This window comes from Alteracholeplasma palmae J233 (genome assembly GCF_000968055.1).
In the GTDB taxonomy this organism is placed as follows: Bacteria; Bacillota_I; Bacilli_A; order Acholeplasmatales; family Acholeplasmataceae; genus Alteracholeplasma; species Alteracholeplasma palmae.
The window spans coordinates 642,710-668,113 of record NC_022538.1 but is presented as its reverse complement, the minus strand read 5'-3'; the positions used below and the strand labels follow the sequence as shown (position 1 = coordinate 668,113).

At 28.3% G+C, this 25,404-nt stretch carries 21 protein-coding genes, 1 tRNA gene and 1 pseudogene; 3 read left to right on the top strand and 20 right to left on the bottom strand.

Annotation, left to right across the window (positions count from 1 at the left end; all coding sequences use genetic code 11):
* Window positions 1-13: 13 nt before the first annotated feature.
* The 12 genes and pseudogenes from ptsP to BN854_RS07445 form a co-directional block, all read right to left on the bottom strand.
* Entirely contained in the window at window positions 14-1,732 is a 1,719-nt protein-coding gene (gene ptsP, locus BN854_RS03115) for a phosphoenolpyruvate--protein phosphotransferase (protein ID WP_026658091.1), read from the bottom strand.
* The gene (locus BN854_RS03110) at window positions 1,732-5,004 is read right to left on the bottom strand and encodes an ATP-binding protein (protein ID WP_026658088.1); all 3,273 of its coding nucleotides are present in this window, start codon (window positions 5,002-5,004) and stop codon (window positions 1,732-1,734) included. The genes ptsP and BN854_RS03110 overlap by 1 nt, the downstream gene beginning before the upstream one ends.
* Window positions 4,982-5,620: a DUF4194 domain-containing protein gene (locus tag BN854_RS03105; RefSeq protein ID WP_026658083.1), complete on the bottom strand. Its 639-nt coding sequence runs from the start codon at window positions 5,618-5,620 to the stop codon at window positions 4,982-4,984. The genes BN854_RS03110 and BN854_RS03105 overlap by 23 nt, the downstream gene beginning before the upstream one ends.
* Window positions 5,617-7,005 carry a Wadjet anti-phage system protein JetA family protein gene (locus BN854_RS03100; protein ID WP_026658078.1) on the bottom strand — a complete coding sequence of 463 codons (1,389 nt, stop codon included), beginning with the start codon at window positions 7,003-7,005 and terminating at the stop codon, window positions 5,617-5,619. Before BN854_RS03100 ends, BN854_RS03105 begins: the two co-directional genes overlap by 4 nt.
* Window positions 7,006-7,182: 177 nt before the next feature.
* Complete coding sequence (locus BN854_RS03095; protein ID WP_026658072.1) at window positions 7,183-8,796, bottom strand: DEAD/DEAH box helicase; 1,614 nt, start codon at window positions 8,794-8,796, stop codon at window positions 7,183-7,185.
* A 136-nt stretch (window positions 8,797-8,932) separates the two neighbouring features.
* Window positions 8,933-9,529 (bottom strand): DsbA family protein, encoded by a 597-nt coding sequence (locus tag BN854_RS03090; RefSeq protein WP_026658067.1) that lies wholly within the window; start codon window positions 9,527-9,529, stop codon window positions 8,933-8,935.
* Window positions 9,526-10,512: a PTS sugar transporter subunit IIC gene (locus BN854_RS03085; RefSeq protein ID WP_026658056.1), complete on the bottom strand. Its 987-nt coding sequence runs from the start codon at window positions 10,510-10,512 to the stop codon at window positions 9,526-9,528. Before BN854_RS03085 ends, BN854_RS03090 begins: the two co-directional genes overlap by 4 nt.
* A gap of 3 nt (window positions 10,513-10,515) precedes the next feature.
* Window positions 10,516-10,815, bottom strand: coding sequence for a PTS fructose transporter subunit IIB (locus tag BN854_RS03080; RefSeq protein ID WP_026658053.1), 300 nt, complete (start codon window positions 10,813-10,815; stop codon window positions 10,516-10,518).
* Window positions 10,812-11,282: a PTS sugar transporter subunit IIA gene (locus BN854_RS03075; RefSeq protein WP_026658051.1), complete on the bottom strand. Its 471-nt coding sequence runs from the start codon at window positions 11,280-11,282 to the stop codon at window positions 10,812-10,814. Before BN854_RS03075 ends, BN854_RS03080 begins: the two co-directional genes overlap by 4 nt.
* A gap of 149 nt (window positions 11,283-11,431) precedes the next feature.
* A pseudogene (locus BN854_RS03070) lies at window positions 11,432-12,213 on the bottom strand (acetoin reductase).
* Between the two features lie 125 nt (window positions 12,214-12,338).
* Entirely contained in the window at window positions 12,339-12,692 is a 354-nt protein-coding gene (locus tag BN854_RS03065; RefSeq protein WP_026658032.1) for an iron chaperone, read from the bottom strand.
* A 110-nt stretch (window positions 12,693-12,802) separates the two neighbouring features.
* Window positions 12,803-15,346 (bottom strand): Ig-like domain-containing protein, encoded by a 2,544-nt coding sequence (locus tag BN854_RS07445; protein WP_026658027.1) that lies wholly within the window; start codon window positions 15,344-15,346, stop codon window positions 12,803-12,805.
* 157 nt (window positions 15,347-15,503) lie between these two features.
* Between BN854_RS07445 and BN854_RS03055 the strand changes: the two genes are divergently transcribed.
* From BN854_RS03055 to BN854_RS03045, 3 genes are read left to right on the top strand one after another with little or no spacing between them, the layout of a single operon-like run.
* On the top strand, window positions 15,504-16,415 hold the full coding sequence (locus BN854_RS03055) for a metal ABC transporter substrate-binding protein (protein ID WP_026658021.1): 912 nt from the start codon (window positions 15,504-15,506) through the stop codon (window positions 16,413-16,415).
* The gene (locus BN854_RS03050) at window positions 16,354-17,058 is read left to right on the top strand and encodes a metal ABC transporter ATP-binding protein (RefSeq protein WP_045959731.1); all 705 of its coding nucleotides are present in this window, start codon (window positions 16,354-16,356) and stop codon (window positions 17,056-17,058) included. Before BN854_RS03055 ends, BN854_RS03050 begins: the two co-directional genes overlap by 62 nt.
* On the top strand, window positions 17,051-17,860 hold the full coding sequence (locus tag BN854_RS03045) for a metal ABC transporter permease (protein WP_026658007.1): 810 nt from the start codon (window positions 17,051-17,053) through the stop codon (window positions 17,858-17,860). Before BN854_RS03050 ends, BN854_RS03045 begins: the two co-directional genes overlap by 8 nt.
* 51 nt (window positions 17,861-17,911) lie before the next feature.
* Here BN854_RS03045 and BN854_RS03040 read toward each other — a convergent pair whose 3' ends face one another.
* The 8 genes from BN854_RS03040 to BN854_RS03005 all read right to left on the bottom strand — a co-directional run bounded on the left by BN854_RS03040 (window position 17,912) and on the right by BN854_RS03005 (window position 25,387).
* A complete protein-coding gene (locus tag BN854_RS03040; RefSeq protein ID WP_026658000.1) occupies window positions 17,912-18,223 on the bottom strand; it encodes a zinc ribbon domain-containing protein YjdM in 312 nt (103 codons plus the stop codon).
* 60 nt (window positions 18,224-18,283) lie between these two features.
* The gene (locus tag BN854_RS03035) at window positions 18,284-18,538 is read right to left on the bottom strand and encodes a hypothetical protein (protein ID WP_026657993.1); all 255 of its coding nucleotides are present in this window, start codon (window positions 18,536-18,538) and stop codon (window positions 18,284-18,286) included.
* Window positions 18,539-18,552: 14 nt separating this feature from the next.
* Complete coding sequence (locus BN854_RS03030) at window positions 18,553-19,770, bottom strand: GTP-binding protein (protein ID WP_026657985.1); 1,218 nt, start codon at window positions 19,768-19,770, stop codon at window positions 18,553-18,555.
* Between the two features lie 92 nt (window positions 19,771-19,862).
* Complete coding sequence (locus BN854_RS03025; protein ID WP_026657979.1) at window positions 19,863-20,729, bottom strand: DUF1295 domain-containing protein; 867 nt, start codon at window positions 20,727-20,729, stop codon at window positions 19,863-19,865.
* Between the two features lie 62 nt (window positions 20,730-20,791).
* Window positions 20,792-21,346: a CDP-alcohol phosphatidyltransferase family protein gene (locus tag BN854_RS03020; RefSeq protein ID WP_026657972.1), complete on the bottom strand. Its 555-nt coding sequence runs from the start codon at window positions 21,344-21,346 to the stop codon at window positions 20,792-20,794.
* Window positions 21,347-21,597: 251 nt separating this feature from the next.
* A tRNA-Arg gene (locus BN854_RS03015) sits at window positions 21,598-21,674 on the bottom strand.
* Window positions 21,675-21,798: 124 nt separating this feature from the next.
* Complete coding sequence (locus tag BN854_RS03010; RefSeq protein WP_026657965.1) at window positions 21,799-23,646, bottom strand: ABC transporter ATP-binding protein; 1,848 nt, start codon at window positions 23,644-23,646, stop codon at window positions 21,799-21,801.
* Complete coding sequence (locus BN854_RS03005; protein ID WP_026657958.1) at window positions 23,636-25,387, bottom strand: ABC transporter ATP-binding protein; 1,752 nt, start codon at window positions 25,385-25,387, stop codon at window positions 23,636-23,638. The genes BN854_RS03010 and BN854_RS03005 overlap by 11 nt, the downstream gene beginning before the upstream one ends.
* Between the last annotated feature and the right edge of the window lie 17 nt (window positions 25,388-25,404).

Sequence of the window (25,404 nt, the reverse complement as noted above, 5' to 3'; positions counted from 1 at the left end):
GTAAAAAAGGGAGTTATATCCCTTTTATAAATTGTTTAATGTAATGATAAACTTCATCATTTGTTTCTAGTTCTAATGTCTTATTAGAAAAAGTTTTTAGTTCATCTATTGTAAATTGATTCAATAAGTATCTAATTTCTAAAATGCTATGAGCATTCATACTCAATTCATCGATACCAAGTCCTGCTAGTAATAAAGCAGATTTTGGATCTCCTCCCATTTCACCACAAACGCCAACCCAAATATTTTCACTGTGTGCAGCTTCAATAATATTTTTAATGGTATTTAAAACAACTGGGTGATAAGGTTGATATAAGTAAGAAACGTTTTGATTCATTCTGTCTGCCGCAAATAAATACTGAATTAAGTCATTTGTCCCTATACTAAAGAAATCAACTTCTTTAGCAAATGTTTTAGCAAATAGTGCCGCTGCAGGTACTTCAATCATAATGCCAATTTTATATGAGGCTACTTTGATATTTTCAACTCTAAGTTCTTCTTCACACTCTTTTAATAAAGCTTTAGCTTCTCTTAATTCATCTAGTGTTGAAACCATAGGAAACATAATATGTAGATTACCATATGGACTCGCTTTTAATAAAGCTCTTAATTGAACTTTAAAAACGTCTTTTTGAGCAAGCGATAATCTTAACGCTCTGTATCCTAAAAAGGGATTGAGTTCATCTTTTACTGGTAAATATAATAAGTTTTTATCGCCACCAACATCTAATGTTCTAATAACTACTTTTTGATCTTTCATTTTTGATAAAACATCTTTATAAACTAGATATTGTTCTTCTTCTTTTGGCATACTCAAACTTTGCATATATAAAAACTCTGTTCTATATAAGCCCACACCTTCAGCACCTTCTAATAAAGCATTAGAAACATCATTAGGTGCACCAATATTAGCACCTAAATCTATTTTGTGTAAATCTTTTGTGTATGTTGGTTTATTTTTATAGAGATTCCATAACTCTGTTCTCTTGTAATAATCATTTTGAATTGCTAGATATTCTTCTCTAACAGTTTCTGTAGGGTTAACAATAATGATGCCTTTAGTTCCATCAACAATCACTAAGTCGCCATCATGTAGATAATTTAGGCTAGGAATACCTACCACTGCAGGTATATTTAAAGTTCTTGCTAAAATAGCGCTATGTGAAGTTTTACTTCCTTTAGTTGTGATAATTCCTTTGACCCATTGGTTATCAAATGAAACAGTTTCTGAAGGCGTTAAGTCTTCTGCTACAATAATAACAGGCTCTTTTATGTTCTTAAAAGAATCTATTGTTTTTTGTTGATTCAGTTTATTCACAACTCTTTTAGTGATATCTTTAATATCTGCTAAACGCTCAATCATATAGTCATTATTAGAATGTGTAATATCATCTCTGACTTCATTCATAACTTGCTGGTAAGCATAAGCAGCATTACATTCTAGTTTATGAATTAACTCTTCTACTTGTTTTAAAATAACAGCATCTTTTAACATAAATAAGTGTGCATCAAAAATACTAGCTTCTTCTTTGCCAATATTTTTCGAGGTTAAATCCCTTATATTCATGACTTCTTTTGAAGCTAAATCAATCGCATCATAAAGTTTTTTTAGTTCATCTTCTACTGAAGCAACTTTCGTTCTAAATATATTGGTAGGAATTTCTATTAACTTATATACTTTGGCAATTGCCACTCCGTTAGAAGCGGCAATCCCCTTGTTTCTTATTTGCATTATCTGTTTACTCTTTCGTCTTTAAATGTTTCAATCACTGCATAGTCATTATCCTTAACGATTGCTAGGCTTGTATTAACATAAGATACGATATTTGAAACTCTTTGTGGTGGTACAGCAATAAATAATTGGATACTTAAGCTATTATAGAATTTCATCATCGCATCAATTCTTGACTCATCCATGTTATTGAAGGCTTCATCAAATAATACGATACATCCTGAATCCATTCTCTTATTACGTGTCAGTAGTTGTTGGAAAGATGCGGCAATTACTATATAGAATGGTACTTGCGTTTCCCCTCCTGATTTTTCTTTAGATACTTTAGAGAAGTATGAAATATTACCATTAGCATTTGTTACTTCAATATCGTATGACATATAATTTCTATAGTCTAGGAAGTTATATGATAATTTATCAAATTCAGGATCGGTTGAAGCTATTTTTTCAAATAGTTCCATTAGGATAATTTCATTACGTTTAGTTAGACTTTCTGTAAATAAACTGTTTGTCTCGATTGCATCATTATCCATAATAATACCGTAATATTGTTTATACTCTGGGTTATCTGAGGCTCTTGTTGTTAGTTTATAACTATCAGCACCGAAGGTTTTCCCTGTTAATGCCATATTTAATTCAGAAATTTGTTGTTGGGCATTTTCAATACTTGCACGTAATTTATTAACAAATTCTTCTTTAAATCCGATTTCAGAATTTCTTCTTAATTCGATAGCTTCTTGTTCATAATGAACTAAATTATTGTCTCTAATGAGGCTTGCTTCTTTTTCAAATTCAATTAACTCTGAAATATCAGGAGCGGCACCAAAATGATAATTAGTAATATATTGTCTCATTAAGTTGACAACATCACCTTCTTGTCTAGCATTTTGATTTTGAATAGAAATTGTGCTTTGATTTAAGGCTCTAATAATATGATCAAAGTTTTGGTCATATTTTTGTTTATATGCATTAAATTGAGCGTGAGCTGCGTTTAATTTAGTAGTATTTTCTTCATTAAGTTTTCTTTGTTCACTATATAGATTTTCAAGTTCAGCTTTAGAAATATCTATTTGTTCTAAGATATCTGTTCTTTCTTTTCTTGAATCAGACATTAGACCAATAAGTCTTTCAAAGTCTAATCTATATTGACGTTTTGTTTGTTTTAATGATTCTAATTCTTCTTCTAATTTAGCAATGTCTGCATCATATGATAACTTAGCGATTTGTTCTTCAATCAATGTATATTCTTTTCTTGTTTGTTTAACAATATCAAAATATCTTAATTGATTTTGGTTAACAATTTGTAGTGCTTTACTATTGTTTAAAATTCTAAGTGTCATTTGAGTTTTTTCAAGTAAGTCATATAAACTATGAATTTGTTTTTCTAACATTTCTAATTCTTCTGAATCTAATCTTACTTGTAAGTCGGTTGCTTCTTGACCAATGTATGGAACTTCATAAACTCTAGGATTGATTTGTCTTGCAGTATAATTACCATAAGTCATACAACTTGGGGTAATTGCTCTATGATATTTTTTAAGATCTTGAACATTTTCAACACATCTTACACCAGATAACAACATATTAGCATACAGTCTTGCATAAGGATGATTTGTTGTAAGTTTTGAGGCTAAACTGTTATCATCAGCTGTCTTATAGTCTTGTAATTTTTGCGTATTAACTAGACCAACACCATATATTTTTCTTTCAAATTTAACTCTATCATAAATTTCTAAAGCATCATTAAAGTATGCTGGATCTACGATTAAGTCAAATCTTTGTCCGCCAAGATATCCTTCTAAAGCGTTTCTCCATAAGGGTTCATTTACTTCAATCAGTTCACAAAAAGGTCTTACTCTTACTTCTTTTTGATATTGATTTGTTAATTCTTCATTAATAATTTCTATTAATTCTGTTACGTGTCTAGGGTATGTTTTAATATTTCTTTTTAGTTGGTTTAATCTTAATGAAACAATCGATATTTGATCTGATATTTCATTACGTTCTTCTTCTAGTTTTGCTTGTTCAAGATGGTAGGCATTAATGTAACCTGCGACTTCTTTACTAACTGAACTTAGGTGTTCTTGTAATTGCATAACATTTAAGTTTTCTTCGTTTGCTAAATAATATTTAACAAAGGCTTGGATAGAAGGATTGCTTTGTGTTTCAGAGAATTTTTTCATTAATTGAACTTCATTAGAAACAGTGTTACGTAAGTTCATAACAATCTCTTTTTGTTGTTCATATAATTCGCCTTTTTTAACTAAGGCATCTTTATAATTTGCTAAACTTCTACTAACATCATTATTATTTCTAGCAGTTTCTAATGAAACAATTTCTTTATCATTTGTTTCAATTAACTCGTCTAGCTGTTCTTTTTCTGATTTTAGAATCTCATATTTTTGGTTTAGTTGATCGAGTGTATCTTTTGAATTTTCTAAGAATGTTTCTCTTTTTTCAATAAAACTTAATTTTTCAATTAATTGATTAATTTCAATTTGGTCTAAGTTTAAATTTAACTGACTGCCTAAATCAATAATTTTACTTAATTTATCTAATTTTTCTCTGTCAATTCTAATTTGATTTTCCACTTTTTTAAGTTGTTCAACGTTGTTTTTTAAACTTTGAATATCAATTGGATCATCATCAAGTAAAAATTCAAAAACAAAAGCTTGTAAATCAATAGGTCTAAATGCTAGTGCTTTAGGCAAAATTCGCGCATATTTTTTAGCATCTAATCCAAAGTATCTAGCAACCGCATCTCTATAGTGCTTTTGAGAGTCAAATGGCTTAAAATCTATTTCTAGATCTTTAAAGTAAGCCTTCATTGACTTATAATCTCTTGGAAATCTATTTTCAATAAAAATATTTTCATGGATTGCAGTATTTTCTAAAAGATAGAATCTTTCTTTTAATTGGCCGCCTTTTGGTAATTCTAAGACACACCCAATAATGCCACTTTCATTACTTTGTTCGTCGTAAAATTCTAAGGCTACATGCGTAACAACGTCGTTATTTCTTAAGTATTCTTTATTTTCAGCACCAATTCTACCACGAATATATCCTTCTAAAGAACGTCTAGCTTCATCGGTTGCTGCTATATTAAACTTAACTCCTGATTTACCACCAACAAGTAAGTATTGTAAAGCATCTAATAGTGTTGATTTACCTGAACCATTTTCACCAGAGATTAATGTATTATCTTTAATTTCAATTGTTTGGTTAGTAAATAAGTGCCAATTGACTAATTTAATCTTCGTAAGTTTCTTCAATTGACTCACTTCCTTCCATGTATTGATCAATACGTTCTATTGCTTCTTTAATATTATGAATATTAGTTACATAAAGAATTGTAGGATAAATTTTAATTCTAGAATCATCCTTTAGTCCTCTTTCAATATAGTCTATAATATTATAATTTCTTAATAGCATTAATGCTGGTTTTAGTTTATCTTTAGTAATTCTTTTATCATCAAGATATCCAATGCGTCTTAATTCTTCATGAATTTCTTCAAGATAAATTTCAACATTTTCATCTAATGTAACAAGATCACGTTTTCTTTGAAATAAGACTCTAATGACTAGAAGCATTAAACTTTCTTCTTTTTTCAGTCTTAAGTGATTATAAATACTTTCATTTTTTATAAATACTACTTCATCATGTCTTTCAATTGTTAATTCAAAGTCACTAATTGCGAAAAAAGCTTCAAATATATCTTTATATGCAAGAATGAATCTATAATCATTGGCATCACCAATTTTTTTTCTTGTGATGTAGTTAACTTGAAACATTTTATTGACAACTCTTGAGAATGTACTTTTTTCAGCTTCTTTTAACTCTAAATATTGTTCATTAAAACGTTTAGCTGCTTGAGTTTTACCTATCATAAACTTACTCCTTTTTTAAAGATAACGAAATTTTGGAATGTTATATCGTTAACTGTAACATTGTTTGTTAATAGTTTAATATCATATGAAACCCCAATGGATTTTGAGTATAAGAATACTAAAATAAGTCTAATGAAATCTTGTTGGGTTTGAAGTGGTGCTTCAATTGCTTCTAAAGAATCATCTGTTTGTAGTAAACTTAAAACATATTTATTAATTTCTACTTTACTATATATATTATGTTTAGTTAAATTTTGAATTTTTTCTCTCTTTAATTCTTCTGTTATATAGTCTTCATCATAGAATATTTCTTCTGCAACCGCTTCAACTCTTTGTCTTCTTGGGTTAAACATTGAAGCATCATCTAGATTTCTAATTGAAACAAGATTAAAAAATTGCGTATAGTCAATCTTATTATTATCTTCAATGATAATTTTAAAGAGTCTATTTAAAATACCTTCTAAATCATCTGAATGATTGGTTAAGAAAAGAATCTTAGAAGCTGCTGCATTAATATATTGTTCATTTTTTCTATCTATTTCATTAATAAGCTGATCAAGCCCTTCAAAACTATCTCTAATTGTTCTAATTCTAGCTTCTACTTTTAAATATGCTAAATTATAGTCTTCTTGTTTAGAAATAATCATCATACTTTCAGTAAGTTTTTCCATATGTTCATCATTTTCATATATTTTTGAAAGTGATTCTAGAATACTTCTTTTATATCTTGGCAAACTATCTTTTGTTTTTAAATTGTAATAAGCTGAATCAAAGAAGTTTTGTTTATAATCTACAAGTAATTTTTCTAATAATCTTTGTAAGTTGTTTTTTTCTTGATTCTTAGTTATATCATGATAAAAACGATAAATATTTGCCTTAAGAGTTTTAAGTCTTCTTAAAATATCGTTTGTTTTTAAATATGCTTGTTCTAAAATCGCATGTCCTTCATCGATTGTAAATGATTTTAAAATTGAATAAACACTATAAATTTCCCCTGTATATTCGATTTGCTCATTATTTTTAATTGATTTTAATACTTCTATAATTCGGATACTATAATCAAAAAGGTTAAGTGAAACTCTATAGTCACCTAACTCCTCTTCACCTAACCAACCAGTTTTTTTAAAAACGTTAATCACACTAACGGATTTTTGTCTACTAGTTGTTTGAATTTCTTGTTCACCTTCAACAATGAATGCTTCTTTTTTATCTTCAAAATAATCTTGTAATTTATGAATGATAAATTCTCTATCACCTTGGAAGGCATCTTCCATGGTATCAATTGAATCAAAGATGATGAATAAGCAATCTACATATATATGCTTATTAGGGGATGATAATACTGAAAAAAAAGTATCAGGAATGGTGTCAAATAAATGTGCCATTACTTCCTCCTTAAATATGTCTATTTTTATTTAAAATAAAAATATAAACATTTGTTATTATTTTAACATTAAAACGCCTTTTTTTCTATCCTTTTTGCATTATTGTAAATATTATAACTTGAAGTTGAAAAATAAAAAAATAATAGAATTTAAAAAAATCCTATTATTTCATCATTATTATTTCTTTTTATTGATTTGTACATTTTTCCCATTAACTTTTACTGATTGTTTTAAATTCATTTTGCTTACAGCTTGTTCATTTAATTCAAAGACAGTTTCAGTTTGGAAATGTTTAATGTTACCAACGTTTTTAGAGTACACATTAAATCTTTTTCTTAACAATTCAAGTAGAACTGATGGGTTAATTTGGTCTTGTTTACCTAGATTAATAACCATTTCAGACATGCCTCTTCCGCCTCTTTGAGCATTAGAGTTATTTCCAAATCTACTTTCTCTTTCATTTCTACCTACATTTTTAGGCATTTCGATTTCTTGATATGATTTTTCTTCTGGTAATAATGAAGTAATTAATCCATCAATAATTTCTCTTTCAGTATATTTAGTTAATAATTCATCAACAATTTGATGATCAAATGAAACTTCTTTACTCTTTTCAATCATATCTTTGATTGTTAAGTTAAATCTTTCCATTTCTCTTTGGTTAATTTCTTTAGTAGTTGGAACTTTCATTAATTCCATTTGGATTTTAATGAATTTTTCAAGTTGTGCTAGTTGACGTGTTTTTCTTGGTCCAACAAATGTATATGAAACACCTTTTTTACCAGCTCTACCTGTTCTACCAATTCTATGAACATATACTTCATCTTCATATGGTAAATCATAGTTAATAACCATTTCAACATCTGATACATCTAGTCCACGTGCAGCAACATCGGTTGCTACTAGGATAGATAATTGTTTAGATCTAAAACGTCCCATAACATATTGGCGTTGAGATTGTTTTAAATCACCATGTAGTGAATCAGCTAGGTAACCTGCTTGTTGCAAGTGCAGTGTGATTGTATCTACATTTTTTTTAGTATTAGCAAATATAATTCCAGAATGAGGTTTTTCTAAATCTAAAATTCTTGTTAATAATTTTGGTTTTTCAGTTTCTTTTACTACTAAATAGTATTGTTTAATAGAATCAACTGTTAATGTTTTATTTTCTACTTTAATAATTTCTGGATCTTTTTGATATTTAGTAGCAATCTTTCTAATGAAAGGTGGCATTGTAGCTGAAAATAAAACTGTTTGTCTAGTGTCTGGTGTTCCTTTTAATATTTTTTCGATATCATCTTGGAATCCCATTTTTAGCATTTCATCAGCTTCATCTAAAGTTAATATTTCTAATCCTGAAAAATCAACTTTACCGCGTTCCATATGGTCAATAATTCTACCTGGAGTAGCAACAATAATATGTGGGTTTAAAGCAAGTGCTTTAAATTGTCTTTCATATGATTCGCCACCGTAAATTGATGTAACTTTAATTTCTGGATAGAATCTAACTAATTTTATAATTTCTTTATATACTTGCAAAGTCAATTCTCTTGTAGGACATAAAATTAAACTTTGAGTTGTTTTAAGTTTTGGGTTAATTCTTTCAACTATTGGAATACCAAAGGCAAATGTTTTACCTGTTCCTGTTTGGGCTTGTCCAATTAAGTCTTTTCCTTCAATCATTTTAGGTATCGCTAGTCCTTGAATAGGCGTAGCATACTCAAAATTAAGCTCTTCTAATGCTTTTTTAGTTTGTTCTAGTATTGGTAAATCGTTAAATAATACGTTCATATATTTCCTCATTTCTTTTTGAACCTTATATACTATACCATATTAAAAGGTAAATTACTAATCAATTAAGCATAAAAAGGAATATTTATTCAAAATATCCTCTTTTAGCAATTAAATCATTTTTTTAGCAATTTTCTTATCTATAGCAGTTATCATCTTCACAATAAGTTGTATTAGTTTCTTTTTGATACATTGTCACGATTGCTTTTTTGAATGTTTCTATTGTTGGATTTTCTTCTAAATCAACAGTATGATTAAAACGGTAATGTGGTAATTTAGTAATATTTCTTCTAATCGCATTTTCTTTATTTAATTCAATAGCGTTTTTAAATGTTAGTTCTGAAATTGTTTTTTCAATTTCTTGTTCTTTAAGTAAATCTTTTAAAACTTCTTTTAAAACCTCTTTATTAGAGATATCCTTATTTTCTTCAAATCTAGCTTTAAACAATTTAAGTAGTACTTCTTGTTGGCACTTATTCTTTTTACCTAGATGTAACATTTGATGAGGCAGTTGAGTTTTAATAGGTTTAATATTATCTAGTTTAATATTTAATTTATTTAGATCATCTTCATCTATTTTACTTAAAGCATCTTTTCTGTCTTCTTGTTCATAACTTCTATAAACTATTTCAATTTCTTCGTTGAATTTAAAAGCTTCAACAGTTTTAATTAATCTTTTAATTGATATATAGCTTTGTGGACAATTGAAATCCATCCAAACATCTATTCTCATACTTTTTTTACTTCCTTTTTTTCTTCTATATATTTTAAAAGTCTTATTATTTGACTCATAATTAACGAAATTGAAACAATTATTATTATAAAAATAAGTGGTTTATTCATTGTTACAGTTGCTAAGATACCACCGTGAGGAACTAATGTTTTTATCATAAAAACAGAAGTTAGTGCCCCTGCAAAAAACGCACTCATAACTAGAAGAAATCTAATCATTTCATTTTTTCTAATATAAGGTAAGGCGCCTTCGGTAATAAATGATAGCCCCATTGCAAATTGATATCTTATTTTAGGTTCTTCTTCAACAGTTAACTCATTCTTATATATTAATCGGTAGGTAGCTATTACTAAAGGTGGCACCATGCCTCCAATAATGACAGAGGTCATTAAAATAGGAAAATCACCACTTAATAAAACAATAATTAAATAAGTAGTTTTATTTACTCTTCCTCCAGCATCATATGCCATAAGTGAAGCCAAAATACCGCCTATAAGAAATAAAACTATTTTATAGTTTTCAATTGCTTTAAAAAAGTTAACTGATTGGCTATAGGCTTGTTGTAGATAACTTGCACTAAAATAAATGCCTGGTATTAAAATAAATAAAGATAATAACGGTAACCACAAGATACTATTAAGATATTTTAATTCTTGAGGTAAATAAATTAAATACTTTTTAATATACTTGACTAGATAACCTGCTAGTATTCCATATAAAAGCACGCCATATAAGCCTGCTTGATAATGATAAATTAAGATACCTGTAATAGCTCCTATAGCAAGTCCAGGCTTATCTGCCATGTCATAGCATAGGAAAGCAACAAACATAATATAAAAAAGCATTTCAGAATATTTGCTTATTTCTAAAAAGAATTGTGATGGAAAATATTGATTCAAGCAAATAGCTATCCCTTTAACTACTAAAAAAATTAAACTATATGATAACCCCTGCATAAGAGCACTTTGAATACTTTTTTTCATTGACTACTCTAATTCTATTTTTTCAAATAATGCATCTGCATTTGATATAGCATCTGCGGTTGTTCCTGTAACTATTTTTTTATCTTTAAATCGGGTTAAATCAACATGCATATCAGCAGCAATAATGATTGCGTCTGCATCTTTAATTTCTTCTTCTGTTAGAGTTCCTTCAATGCCTAGGGCAGCATGTTTTTCAATAATTAAATCAATACCTTTAGCATAAGCAGCTTTTCTTAATGCTTCAGCAGCAATATATGTGTGAGCAATCCCCATAGGGCATGCAGTTATTGCAATTACTTTCATTTTTTAAAGTTTACTTCACTTTCTATTTCTTTTAAGACTTCATATGTTTCTTCTACGGTGCTTGAATTTCTTAGTCTTTTAATAAATCCTTCATTTAATAAATGTCTGGATAAGTTAGCCAATATTTCTAAATGTAATCTTTCTGAATTTTCTGAAACAGCCAGCATAAAAACGAGATCAACTTTCTTTTTATCAAGAGCTTCGTATTCTATTCCATTTTCTATTTTGATAAAGGCAACAAAAGGGTGATAAACTGTTTTATCTTTGGCGTGAGGAATACCAATACCATCACCAATTCCTGTAGTGATAATACTTTCTCTTTGTTTAAGACTTTCATAGAATGCTTCTTTTGATTCTATTTTATTAAGCTTAAATAATTCTTCACTCATCATTAAAAACAATTCATCTTTAGTCTTAACTACTAAGTCTAAAAAAATTGTATCTTTTGAGATTAAATCATTTTTCATCTTTATATTCCTTTTTTTACTATTTAGAAGTACTTTTACTATTATACCCTAATATCATACAAAAATAAAATATTACTATAATTTTTTTAGTTATTCATAAAAAAAAGATTTATAAGAGTTGTATCTTATAAACCCTTTATTATTCATAATTAGTTAAAAATCATTCCACCATCAGTTAAAATATTTTGTCCTGTAATGTATGAAGCGCCTTCAGAGGCTAAAAATGATACTAGATTAGCTACATCTTCAGGAGTTTGAGTGCGTCCTAAGGCAATACCTTCTGCATATTTTTTAAATGTTTCTCCTTTTTTAGCACCAGTAAACTTGCTCATTTGTTCATCTATACGTTCCCACATTGTTGTTCCTACGATATACCAGGGCAGTATGAATTAACTGTAATTTGATGTTTGGCTAGTTCTTTTGCTGCTGCTTGCGTAATGCCTTTAACCGCAAACTTTGATGCTGAATATGGACTAAGCATTTCAAATCCTTCTTGTCCAGCAATGCTACATGCATTAATAATTCTGCCACCTGTTTTTTGTTTAATCATTTGGGCTGCTGCAGCTTTAATTCCGTATAAAGTTCCTTTTACGTTAATATCAAAAACTTTATCTAATGTTTTAGGATCGATTTCTGTTATAGGTGCAATCGTTCCTTCAATACCTGCATTATTTACAAATACATCTAATCTTCCAAAGGTATCTACTGCATGTTTTACTAATGCTAATTGATCTTCTAGTTTAGAAACATCACCAACAAAGCTTGTTACTGTGAGTCCTTGTTTTTTAAATTCGCCTTCTGTTTCTTTTACTTGTTTTTCGTTTATATCACTAAGAACAATAGCGAATCCATCTTTCCCTAAACGTTGAGCTAATGCTTTACCAATGCTTTGTGCTGAACCTGTAATAATTGCTACTTTTTGTTCTTTCATAATTGCCTCCTAATGGTCAATATCTACAGCTAGACTTTACCACTAAAAAGCATTTTTTTCAAAAGGTTTACTTCAATAAAAAACTTAATAGACACATTTCTAATAAACACTTTGAAATATTTTATTTATAGTTCTTTATTTTCCAGTGTTTTAATATTAAAGTCTAAAATTTTAACAATTAATTCTAATGGTATTTCATCATCAATAGGAATTTGGATGGCTCCTTTAGAGCATTTATAGTTTTTAAGTTCTTCTTTAAAATAATTAATTGCTTCTCCATGTGGGTATATTCCAATATGGTTCTTATAAACAAAATAATATAAAATAGCTTTATTAATTTTATAAGCTGGCATATTATAACTGATAGTTTCTGTAATTCTAGAATCAAAATTTAAGATTGTATTTCTTAAAGTAATTATTTTATTTTTAGTTTTTGAATCCAATGTTTCTAAATATTCTAAGACACTATTAAGTTTCATTTTATATCCTTTCATATCACCTATCTTTTCTTACAATATACCATATATTTATGATTATATATTGTTTTTTGATGTAAAAAAACTTTAGTTTCCTAAAGTTTTCATTTAATTTATTTAGTTATTTCATTAAGAATAATATCTACCTGATCTGAATTAACCATGCCATTTCTTATAAACATTCTATATGTGCCGTTTTGACTATCTAATGTTGTTACATATGGATTTTCTTTAAAAACAGTCCATCCATTACTTTTTAAAGTTTCCACATATGCTAAGACTTTTTCAGTTAAGCTTTCGCTAACTTTTAAAGTAATACTTTTAGATTCATTAGAAAAAACTAGTGCTGTATATCCTTCAAATTTAGGCAATTCAAATCCTAAGATTGCTTTAAGTTCATTTTCTGGCCAAGTAGTGGTTGCCTTTACTTTTGAACTTATTTCAAATTCTATTGTATTTTGTCCATGTGCTTTGTTATTATGGTAAGAAATTTGAATCTCATTGGCTTTAGTTAAATATCCCATATGTGAATCATTATTTTCATTTTTAATCCAAACTTTTTCATCAAATGAGTTTAAGAAAGTATTCAAATTAGATTCTAATACTTCATTTTTTACTTCTATAATAAATATTACTTTATTTTCAGATACTTGGAGTGTGGTATTCTTTATATCAAGAAATTCACTTAATGTGATTTGAAATTTTTCAGAAACTATATTTTTAACATCTTCCCATGTATTTTTTTTAGTAGTAATTTTTATATCTAAGTAATTTTCGTTATCATGACTAACATGATATGAAAATTCTACTAATTCTTTTGTGTAAATACCTACGTGATCATTATTTTTATCATCTGCTATAAAACCTAAATCTATAAGTAGTTTTCCATAGTCATTTAAGTTTTCGTGTCTGTTTGCTAATTCTACTGTTCCAGTAATCTCATTATCTGTTTCTTTATATTCAACTTCATGTGATCCTATAAAATCTGGTAAATCTAAGTTAAATTTAGTTTTTACTAATGTTTGGATACTGTCCCAGTGGTAGTGATCATGATGGTGTTCATGTTTTGATACTTTAAACTGGATAATATTTGCATTATCATGACTTAAATGATAGTAAAATTTCAATCCATCTTTTTCATACGTTCCAGCGTGATCATTGCTTCCCTCTTCTTTTAAAAACCCTTCTTTGATTAAAGTTTCTAAGAAATCATTTAAGTTTTCGCCTCTATTTGCTAATTCTACTGTTCCAGTAATCTCATTGTCCAATTCTTTATATTCAACTTCATGTGATCCTATAAAATCTGGTAAATCTAAGTTAAATTTAGTTTTTACTAATGTTTGGATACTGTCCCAGTGGTAGTGATCATGATGGTGTTCATGTTTTGATACTTTAAACTGGATAATATTTGCATTATCATGACTTAAATGATAGTAAAATTTCAATCCATCTTTTTCATACGTTCCAGCGTGATCATTGCTTCCCTCTTCTTTTAAAAACCCTTCTTTGATTAAAGTTTCTAAGAAATCATTTAAGTTTTCGCCTCTATTTGCTAATTCTACTGTTCCAGTAATCTCATTGTCCAATTCTTTATATTCAACTTCATGTGATCCTATAAAATCTGGTAAATCTAAGTTAAATTTAGTTTTTACTAATGTTTGGATGCTGTCCCAGTGGTGGTGATCATGATGGTGTTCATGTTTTGATACTTTAAACTGGATGATATTTTCATTGTCATGACTCAAGTGATAATAAAATTCCAATCCATCTTTTTCATATGTTCCAGCGTGATCATTGCTTCCCTCTTCTTTTAAAAACCCTTCTTTGATTAAAGTTTCTAAGAAATCATTTAAGTTTTCGCCTCTATTTGCTAATTCTAATGTTCCAGTAATTTCATTATCTACTTCTTTATATTCAACTTCATGTGATCCTATAAAATCTGGTAAATCTATATTGAATTTAGTTTTTACTAATGTTTGGATACTGTCCCAGTGGTGGTGAGCATGTTCTTCTGAATCACTTATTTTTATTATACTTAATTCTACTGTATCACCATTATGAACAAATTCATTGTGCATGCTTATATAGTAGTTATAAGATGGATGTGTCAATTGTCCTGAATGATTATCATAAGTTTTTACAACCCAACCTTGTTTAATTAGTTCTTCTTTATAGTAATTTAAACTTTGATCAACTAAATCTTTTGCAATACCTTTAATTTCTAAAGTAAGGCTATTTAGATTTTCTTTGTTAACATTGACGCTTGTGTAGTTAATAAATTCAGGTAGATTGAAACCAGAAAAGTCGTAGATTTCAGCACTTGGCCAAGTTTTACTCACTACAAAAATATGTATTTCTTTTTTTAATTCTGGTTTATCAACAGATGAAACAGTCACTTTTGTTTCTCCTACTTTAACTCCTGTGACCTTGTTATTATCTAGAGTAGCTACTGTTTTATCTTCTATACTAAATGTTAATGCTTTGTTTGTAGCATCAACAGGTAAAACAGTTACTTTAAGTTCTTGAGTACTATTAACATTTAAATATATTTTATCTGATGTTATAGTGATACTTTCAACTGCTATTTTTTTGTCACTACAAGCAACTAAAATAATTCCTAATATCATTATTGCCAAAAGGCTCATTATTTTTTTCATTTTTACTCTCTCTTTCTTTATGCGAATGATTTGCATTTATAATCTTAGCATTCATTTTCTATTATTGCAAGTGTTTTTGCAAATTATTTGCATATATTTTTGCGAACAGTTTGCATAAACTATTTTTCATGATATAATAGTTATCGGAAATCAAGAGGTGGTTTTTATCAAAACATATATTAAAAAACTTTTTTTTATCTTTTCAATTTTACTATCATCTTTTATTTTAGTCGCATGCAATAAAGATGCTGATGCAGATATTATTACTACTTTGTATCCTCAATATGATATTGCAAAAAATATTGTTGGTAATAAAAAGGAAGTTAAACTTCTAACTCCTTTTGGAAGTGAAGTCCATGATTTTTCACCAACTGCCAAAGATATAGTTAACATAAGAAAAGCAGACTTATTTATTTACACAAGTGATATCATGGAACCTTGGGTAAAAGATATTTTAACTGAATCTACTCATTCAATTAATCTGTCTACTTCTTATACTTTAGTGCCTTATAAAAATAATGCTTTAGTAGATGATATTCATTTTTGGACTGACCCATTGATTATTATTGACTTAGTTAAAGTGATTAAGCAATCTATTATCAAGATAGATCCAGAAAATGAACTTTTTTATGAAGAAAATGCTTCTGCTTATATTAATAAGATAAATAAGGTTCATGATGACTTACTGAATTTAGGAAATAAACAAACAATTTTCTTTTATGGACACAATGCATTAGCCTCTTTTGGGGCTAGATATGAATTAAACATCATCTCTTTAAGTGGCAATTATAAACCAGATGCAGAACTGCAACCAAGTCAGTTAGAAAATCTTAAAAAAGCAATCATTCAAAATAATGCTCATTTTTTATTTGTAGGAGAACTTATAGATTTAAAAGGTCCTAATACGCTTGTATCTGATTTAAAAAAGAGTGGGTACCAATTAACCCTTTTAGAACTACATGGTTTTCACAATATTAGTTTAGAACAAAGTAAAGAAGGTTTAACTTATGCACAATTACTCGAAAGAAACTACATCAATCTCAAACAAGCCTTTGATAGCGCAAATTAATAATATTTCTGTTCGCTTTGATCAAATAACGGCTTTAGAAAATATTAGTTTCAGTTTAAATAAAGGAGATTTTTTATATGTATTAGGACCTAACGGTGCTGGAAAATCTACTTTAATCAAAGTTTTAACTAGAAGTTTAAAACCTTCTAGTGGTACGATTATGCTTACTACGAATAAACTAGGGTTTTTACCTCAAATGTTAAATAGAAAACAAAATTTTCCTATTACCGTTATTGAAACCATTTATACTGGTTTTGATAAGCAAAAACTTATTATGAGTAAAGAAGAAAAGCTCATTATCTTTAAATGGTTAGAAAAAATGGGTATTTCGCATCTTGCTAAAAATATGATGCATACTCTTTCAGGTGGAGAGCAACAAAGAGTCTATTTAATTAGAGCTTTAGTTTCAAATCCAGAATTACTTATTTTAGATGAACCTACATCTGCCTTAGATCCAGATTTTAGAAAAGCATTTCATGATTTATTAAATGATTTAAATGCTAAAGGTGTAACAATTATATTTGTAACCCATGATCTTCATAATATGGATACAGTTAATAAAAAAGTATTACACATAGATAAAAATGTTTTATATTTTGGATTGTGTAGTAACTATCAAAAAGAGGTATCCCATCATGTTTAATTTCCTAACTCAAGATTTTATGATAAGAGCACTACTGCTTGCCTTATCTCTTTCTGCCGCAGCTTCTTTATTAAGTCCTTTTTTAGTTTTAAATAAACAAGCTATGATTGCTGATGGATTAAGTCATGTAGCTTTTACTGGTATCATTTTTGGTTTATTATTTAGTAACCAAGCATTCTATATAGCCATTCCTTTTACGGTTCTAGCTTCTATTTTTATTACTTACTTAGGTAATATAAAAATGATTGATCACGACTCTGCGATTGGTGTTATTTCGACATTTACGCTTGCTGTTGGATTAATCGTTGTAAGTTTGACTGATGGATTTAATAGAGATATTGAATCTTTACTGACTGGTGCTATTTTATCTTCTAGTTCAGTGGATGTTTGGATATCTTTTGCTATTCTTATTATTACAGGTGCTTTTATTACTTTCTTTTATAGATCATTATTATCACTTACGTATGATGAGAGTTATGCTAAATTTTCAAAAGTAAAATCTACTTTTTTAAAGTATTGTTTATCTGCATTAACAGGGTTATTTATAGTTGTTGGAATTAGGACTGTCGGCATGCTATTGATTTCAACATTTATTATTTTCCCTGCTTTAATTGCTTCTCAAATTTCAAGAAGCTTTAAGCAAACTATTCTAATCAGCCTTTTAGTCTCAGTGGTAAGTGTTTTCTTGAGTATTTGGATATCATACGAATTAGATACCCCTACAGGATCAACAATTGTTGTTTTCTATACTTTAGTATTGGCCTTAGCGATTATTTATAGACGTTTCTTTAAGAAAAATTAATTCTAATATAAAAGGTTCAACTCATTAAATTATGAATTGAACCTTTTTTTATTAAGCTTTTTTTACGAATTCAGACTTTAAACTCATTTGGCCAAACCCTGGTATTTTGCAATCTATATTGTGATCCCCATCTACAATTCTAATGTTTGCAACTTTAGTTCCTTGCTTTAAATCTGATGAAGCTCCTTTTACTTTTAAATCTTTTATGATTATTACAGCATCTCCGTCAAATAGTTTATTGTTATTAGAATCTAAGACAAATTTTTCTTCTGACTCTTTTTCCCATGTAAATTGACATGCAGAACATACTAATTTACCATCTTCTTCATATGTGTATTCAAAACCGCAACTTGGACAATTCATTTTTAACACTTCCTTCTTTTTATCTACCTTATTGTATCATAGTTGAAGTGTTTATCAAAATTACCCTTTTAATCCTTTGGTTTGTCTAACCATGTCTTCTATAACAATATCAAATATTTCACCTAATGTACGGCAATATTCTAATACTTTCCATGGTTCGTTTGTGTGATAATGAAGTTTTATAAGTTCTGGATCTCCTACAACTAGTAAACAGTCTCCATCAAAATTATTTTGAATATAATCAATGATATGATCTTCTGATAAATGATTGCCTTCTAATAAAAGTTGTGTATCATAGCGATATTTAGTTTCCATTTTGTTTTCCTTTCTTATTTAGCATTTTTTATTTTTAAGTATTCATTCCATGATGTTTCTAATTCTTCTTTTGTCATTAAAGCATTATCTAGCATCGTTTCTACTTCTTTTTGGTCCATATGAATACCTATGATGACTAATTCTGTTTGTCTGTCATGATATTCATCCCAGTTTTTTCTGAGTTTTTCTGAGTTTTTTAAGTATGCTTGAATATCTTCTTCTGATCTTGAACCTAGCCATAAGCCAAATTCTTCAAATTTCATACTTTCACCTGCTTGAGAAATCATAAAAGCATAGTCATGATTAATATCTAACCAGATGACACCTTTAGTTCTAACAATACTTCTTGGTAAATAATCATAAAATAATCCTAGTTTTTTGATATCAAAAGGTCTTTTTCTTCTATAGACAAAAGAACTAATACCATATTCTGAAGCATGATCATGTGCTTCCTCATGGTCATGTCCATCTAATTCTTGAATCCATCCTGCACTATTGGCAACAGTTTTTAAATTAAATGAATGGGTATTTAAGATTTGATCAAATGGTACTTTACCAAATTTAGTTTCAATTAGAGTTGCTTCTGGTTGAATTTTTTTTATATATGATTTAATAATTGCTAGTTCTTCTTTACTTACTAAATCTGTTTTATTTAAAAGAACTATGTTACAAAACTCAAGTTGTTCTACTAAAAGTCCTGCAATAGGTTTTTCTTCTTCATCATCATGGTGGTGATCGTGATGATGTTCTTCATGTTCATGCCCATGTTCTTCTAATGCTTGTCCTAAATTAAACTCTGTTTTCATTCTTAAAGCATCAACAACCGTTAGCATTGAATCTATATAACATAACTGACTTAAATCTCTACCATCTTCTGTTTGTCCCATAATAATTGTTTGTGCAACAGGGATAGGTTCAGTAACTCCTGAACTTTCAATAATAATGTAGTCATATTTTTTACTATCAACAAGCCTTGTAATACCTACTAGTAAGTCACTTCTTAAGCTACAACAAATACATCCATTAGATAGTTCAACCATTTCTTCTTTGATATGTTCAACTGATGTACCTTGTTCAATTAATTTAGCATCTATGTTAACTTCACTTAAATCATTAACAATAACTGCGATTTTTAATCCTACTTGATTATTAAGTAGATGATTCAAAAGGGTCGTTTTGCCGGCACCTAAATATCCGTTTAATATCGTAATTGGTATTTTTTTATTTTCCATAATATTCTCCTAATGCAAATCATTCGCATATACATGATACCACTTTATATCATATAAATCAATCAAAATTGAATGAAAATAGGATTACCAGTTTAGTTCTTATTTTTCTTTTTAAAAGGAATTAACACAGAAACGCTCTCTTGATATTTTTTATATTCTGGTCTGGTTTTTAAAATTTTCTTTTCCATCATTGGTATAGAAACAAATAAAAACATAAACATCATTAAAACAGGGGATATAATTAAATAATTAAACCCAAAACTGTCTAAATAAAATAAGTAGATTCCCCACCAAACAAGTATTTCTCCTAAATAATTAGGGTGTCTTGAATACTTCCACAAGCCTATATTGATTAACTTTCCTTTATTTAGAGGATCTGATTTAAATTTTTGCATCTGCTTATCTGAAATATGTTGTATAAGGGTTGCTATAATAATTATTGCAAATCCTAAATAGGATATCACTCCTGGCATTTTTTCTATTTGTATCATAGCAATTCCACCTATAAGTTGTATAAAAACAATCAGTGTAGGAAATAGCATAATACCTAAAAAACTGGTTAAAAAATACAACTTTGGGGCATAACTTCTAATATTATTATATCTCCAGTCTTGATGTTTAAAATCACTCCACAATTTAGCCCAATTAAGTGTGAGTCTAATAGACCAGAATGTGATTCCTGCTAGATATAGAATCATTAATAAAGAAAAGTTGCTAAATTCAATCATTAGTAACAATATAATAAGTGGTGGAACAACACTCCAATAAGGATCATATAAGCTAGCATTTTTAATAAATACTGATGAAAGCCATATACAAAAAGTACCAAATACATTTGCAATGAGTACTTTTAATATTATGTTTTCAATTCTTATATTTTGGTATAAAAAAACACTTAGTACAAGTACTATTACATAAATCATTCCAATCAAAATTAGAGTCTTTATTTTATCAGTCATAACTTTTCCCTTCATTATTTATATTTACTATCACTTAATAAAAAAAATTCAAATAAATGATATTACTTTTTTCTCAAACTAGATATAAATGTTTTTCTATTGATATCAAAATCCCTACTAAGAATAGAGATTAAAAATTCATCCAACAATGCAACCATAGAAAATACTAACAAACAAATTTCTACGTAAAAATTATTTCTATAAATTATTATTGGAATGAGAAATATAAATACGCCTAATATTTTGTTTCCTATGGTGTGAATGATAGCAATTTCTTTAAATCTAATATAAGTTATTAAAATACTAGTTAACTTAAGGAATAACAATATAGCATATACTGCGATATTTTTTTCAATAAAGTTAAAATTCTTGATAAAAATAAAATACATAATAAATACAAATAAAAACATATCTGCCACACTATCTAACTTAGAACCAAATTTACTTTCAGTCTTCAGTTTTCTTGCAAGATATCCATCCAAAATATCAGTAAAACCTGTAATAGCATATATATAGATAAATACACCATCATTAACCAAAAAATACAAAATAATTGTCAACATAATACGAGACATTGTAATAATATTTGGTACACTAAAATACCTTTTTATCACCATTTTTTCACCTTATTTTGAAGATATATTTTATATATAGTATTTAAAAATAATAACAACATTATTCTGATATTTAATCTGATGATCTCAAATTCATTTTTTATATAAATCTTGTAGTTCTGCTACTTCCACCAAAAAAACATCAATTATTTTATATATATTATATACTATTTATCTTGTGCCTGTCCATCTCATATTAAATATATAAAGAAAAAATGCTATCTTTTTACAGATAACATTCCTAATTTGCATAATGGTGTTTGAGGAGGGATTCGAACCCCCGACCGACGGCTTAGAAGGCCGTTGCTCTATCCTACTGAGCTACTCAAACTACTTCAGCAGTAATTATTATACAATAATCACTACTGTTTGTAAAGGGTATTTTTAATTTAAATACACTTTTTTTCATTTATTCTCTTTTTTCTCTTTATAAAGAGATTTTTTACTATATTCTATTAATTATTTTCAAACTGACTGTTATATAAAGTTTCATAGAAACCCTTTTTTTCTAACAATTCTTGATGTGTACCAAGTTCTATAATATTACCATCTTTCATCACTAGAATTAAATCAGCATTTTTAATTGTTGATAGTCTATGTGCAATAACAAAACTAGTTCTATTTTTCATTAAGTTGTCCATTGCACTTTGTATTAGTTTTTCAGTTCTAGTATCAACTGATGAAGTCGCTTCATCTAAGATAAGCATTGGTTTATTAGATAGCATTGCTCGCGCAATAGTAATTAGTTGCCTTTGCCCTTGACTAATATTGGTTCCATCTTCATTTAAAACAAAATGATAAGAATCTGGAAGTGATTTAATAAAGTGATTTATTTGTGCTGCTTTTGATGCTTCAATCACTTCATCTTGTGTTTTATCAATAGAACCATATTTGATATTTTCTAGTATAGTACCTTCAAATAACCAAGTATCTTGTAAGACCATTCCAAATAACGATCTAACTGTTTCTCTTTTTAGCTTATTGATATTAACACCATCAATTAAGATCTCACCTTTATTAATTTCATAAAATCTCATCAATAAATTTACAATAGTTGTTTTCCCAGCTCCTGTTGGTCCTACAATAGCAACCGTCTGTCCAGCTTTAATGTTAGCGTTAAATCCTTTAATAATTTCTTGATTTTCTAAATATCCAAAAGAAACATTTTTAAATTCAACATTACCTTTAAACTGTGGTATTTCAGTTTGTTTATTAGTTTCTTCTGGTTCAGAAGGTGCATCCAGTAATAGGAATACTCTTTCTGCCGCAGCAGCAATCTGTTGAAAAACACTTGCTGTGCTTCCAATTTGTTGAATAGGTTGATTCACTTGTCTAGTATATTGTATATAAGTCATCATGAACCCAACTTCTAAACTACCATTTAAAATCAAGAATGCTCCAAAGATGACTACACCTATATAGGCTAGATTTCCTAGAAACATTTGGATAGGAAACATGATACCTGAAATAAATTGTGACTTCCATGAACTATCAAAAAGTTCATCATTCACTCTATCAAATGTTTTTTTAGATTGTTCTTGATGATTAAAAAGCTTAACTATCGTATGTCCACTATATGTTTCTTCTACGTGCCCACTTAACTCCCCATTTGACTTAGCTTGTCTTTTGAAGAATTTTTGGCTGACTCTAACAAACTGTGAGGCAACTACTAAACTAACAATAACTCCTAGCGTAACAATAATTGCCATTTGCCACTGAATAACAAACATAATAACTAAAATACTAACCACTAGAGTAATAGATCTAAATATTTCAGAAATACTTTGTGTTAAAGTTGAATTAATTGTTTCAACATCATTGGTGCTTCTACTTAAAATATCGCCATACTGATATTTATCAAAAAACGCTAGTGGTAAATGATTAATTTTATGAGCTAAGTCTTTTCTTAATTGATAGGTCAAGTTTTGAGTTGTTGCGATTAATAAAAATCCTTGTAAGTAATTAAGTAAGGTCGCTGTTAGATAAATAACTACTAATAAAATAAATCCTTTATTTAAAGACAACACAAATCCTTTAAAGAGTACAATACCTGTCAACTCTCTGCCATCATGAAGTTTTGTTATTTCAGTTATGATAAGTCCTAGCATGTAAGGTGCAAAAACAGTCAACAGCGCTGCTATAATAGCTAATATTCCTGATAGTGCAATTCTAAAGTAATAAGGTTTTAAATAGATAGCGAGTTTTTTCATAGTACCTTTAAAATCTTTTGGCTTTTCAAACTTAATTCTTCTATTACCTTGATTTTGGTTAGAGTCATTTAGTTTTTGCTTATTATTTTGCATATGCTAATTCCTCCGAAGATAATTGTGATTGTGCGATTTCTAAATAAATCGGACAGTTTTTTAATAAGTCATCATGTTTACCTATACCAACAATTTGTCCTTTGTCTAATACTATAATTTGGTCTGCATCTTTAATTGTATTAATTCTTTGGGCAACAATCAGTGTTGTGACATTTAAGTTTTCTTTCAGTGCTTTTCTTAAGTTTTGATCTGTTTTATAGTCTAATGCAGAAAAAGAATCATCAAAAATCATTATTTTGGCATTTTTAGCAAGTGCTCTTGCGATGGATAATCTTTGTCTTTGTCCACCAGATACGTTTTTTCCCCCTTGTGCAATTTCGGTTTGATAACCATCTTGGGTATTTTCAATAAAATCTTTTGCTTGAGCAATATGAGCTGATTTTATGATAGATTCATCTGTTGATTGGCTTGAAAAACCAATATTAGACTCAATTGTTCCTTTAAATAAAATACCTTGTTGTGGCACATAACCGATCTTTTCATATAATGATGACAGTTTGATATCTTTAACATTGATACCATCAATTAGTACTGAACCTTCTGTTGTATCATATAATCTTGGTATTAAATTAATCAAGGTAGACTTTCCTGATCCTGTTGATCCAATGAATGCTGTAACTTTATTAGGTTGCGCTACAAAGTTAATATTTGTTAAAATATTTTCTTCTGCACTAGGATATTTAAAACTAACATTTTTAAATTCTACTTGTCCTTTAACATCCTCTATCACTAAAGCATCTTTTTTATCATATATAACAAGTGGTTTATCTAGTACTTGCATAATTCTTTTAGCTGAAATTGAAGCTCTTGGAATGGCAATTAGAATCATTGTTAACATCATAAATGACATAATTGTTCTATTTGAATATTGAATTAAAGCACTTAAATCCCCTGGAGTAAACTTAGAACTTGTTTCAATAAAACCAAATTTTATGGCAAAATAAGCTAATCCAACTGAAGTTAATCCCATAATTAAACTAGCACCAGGCCACATCAATGTAAAAATTCTATTAACAAAAATATTTAGTTTTCTGTTATCATCAGCAACCTTATTTGTTTTTTCTTCTTGATATGATTCCATATCATAAGCTCTAACTACTTTTAATCCTTTTAGATTTTCTCTGGTTACTAAGTTAAGTTTATCCACTAATTTTTGAATGATACCAAACTTAGGCATTGTAACGATAAATACAAATGCAATTAAAATTAGTAAAGTGGAAACAGATACTACTAAAATAATGGATAGTGTTGGCTCTTTTGTGAGTGCCATAATAATTGCCCCAGTTGCAATAAAAGGCATCAATACGACCATTCTTAATAACATATTGACTGTTTGTTGTACTTGTTGTATATCATTAGTAGTTCTTGTGATTAGTGATGATACTGTCAATTCATCTAGCTCATCTAAAGAGAAACTTTGAATTTTAGTATATACTTCATCTCTCAGTTTTTTTGCATACTTAGCTGAGACTCTGGATTCTAAAAAACCACTTACAATTGTTACCACGATGCTTAGTAATGTGATTCCAAGCATTTGTATACCTAATTTTATTATTTCACTTTTTATAATTGAGCTTTCTTTTCCTGATACTGCTTCATCAAATACTTCACCCATAATTCTTGGGAGTTGTAAATCAAGAAAAGCCCTTGTTCCTACAAAAATAAAAATAAATAAAATTGGAATGATATAAGGTTTTAAATATTTAAATGTTCTTAGCATAAAATACCATCCTTTTT

What these genes read in the sequence shown, in the direction of transcription:
- ptsP (WP_026658091.1), bottom strand. Translation starts at nt 1,732, where the DNA reads ATGCAAATAAGAAACAAGGGGATTGCCGCTTCTAACGGAGTGGCAATT.
- BN854_RS03105 (WP_026658083.1), bottom strand. Translation starts at nt 5,620, where the DNA reads ATGATAGGTAAAACTCAAGCAGCTAAACGTTTTAATGAACAATATTTA.
- BN854_RS03100 (WP_026658078.1), bottom strand. Translation starts at nt 7,005, where the DNA reads ATGGCACATTTATTTGACACCATTCCTGATACTTTTTTTTCAGTATTA.
- BN854_RS03095 (WP_026658072.1), bottom strand. Translation starts at nt 8,796, where the DNA reads ATGAACGTATTATTTAACGATTTACCAATACTAGAACAAACTAAAAAA.
- BN854_RS03090 (WP_026658067.1), bottom strand. Translation starts at nt 9,529, where the DNA reads ATGAGAATAGATGTTTGGATGGATTTCAATTGTCCACAAAGCTATATA.
- BN854_RS03085 (WP_026658056.1), bottom strand. Translation starts at nt 10,512, where the DNA reads ATGAAAAAAAGTATTCAAAGTGCTCTTATGCAGGGGTTATCATATAGT.
- BN854_RS03080 (WP_026658053.1), bottom strand. Translation starts at nt 10,815, where the DNA reads ATGAAAGTAATTGCAATAACTGCATGCCCTATGGGGATTGCTCACACA.
- BN854_RS03075 (WP_026658051.1), bottom strand. Translation starts at nt 11,282, where the DNA reads ATGAAAAATGATTTAATCTCAAAAGATACAATTTTTTTAGACTTAGTA.
- BN854_RS03065 (WP_026658032.1), bottom strand. Translation starts at nt 12,692, where the DNA reads ATGAAACTTAATAGTGTCTTAGAATATTTAGAAACATTGGATTCAAAA.
- BN854_RS07445 (WP_026658027.1), bottom strand. Translation starts at nt 15,346, where the DNA reads ATGAAAAAAATAATGAGCCTTTTGGCAATAATGATATTAGGAATTATT.
- BN854_RS03050 (WP_045959731.1), top strand. Translation starts at nt 16,354, where the DNA reads ATGCACAATTACTCGAAAGAAACTACATCAATCTCAAACAAGCCTTTG.
- BN854_RS03045 (WP_026658007.1), top strand. Translation starts at nt 17,051, where the DNA reads ATGTTTAATTTCCTAACTCAAGATTTTATGATAAGAGCACTACTGCTT.
- BN854_RS03040 (WP_026658000.1), bottom strand. Translation starts at nt 18,223, where the DNA reads ATGAATTGTCCAAGTTGCGGTTTTGAATACACATATGAAGAAGATGGT.
- BN854_RS03035 (WP_026657993.1), bottom strand. Translation starts at nt 18,538, where the DNA reads ATGGAAACTAAATATCGCTATGATACACAACTTTTATTAGAAGGCAAT.
- BN854_RS03030 (WP_026657985.1), bottom strand. Translation starts at nt 19,770, where the DNA reads ATGGAAAATAAAAAAATACCAATTACGATATTAAACGGATATTTAGGT.
- BN854_RS03025 (WP_026657979.1), bottom strand. Translation starts at nt 20,729, where the DNA reads ATGACTGATAAAATAAAGACTCTAATTTTGATTGGAATGATTTATGTA.
- BN854_RS03020 (WP_026657972.1), bottom strand. Translation starts at nt 21,346, where the DNA reads ATGGTGATAAAAAGGTATTTTAGTGTACCAAATATTATTACAATGTCT.
- BN854_RS03010 (WP_026657965.1), bottom strand. Translation starts at nt 23,646, where the DNA reads ATGCAAAATAATAAGCAAAAACTAAATGACTCTAACCAAAATCAAGGT.
- BN854_RS03005 (WP_026657958.1), bottom strand. Translation starts at nt 25,387, where the DNA reads ATGCTAAGAACATTTAAATATTTAAAACCTTATATCATTCCAATTTTA.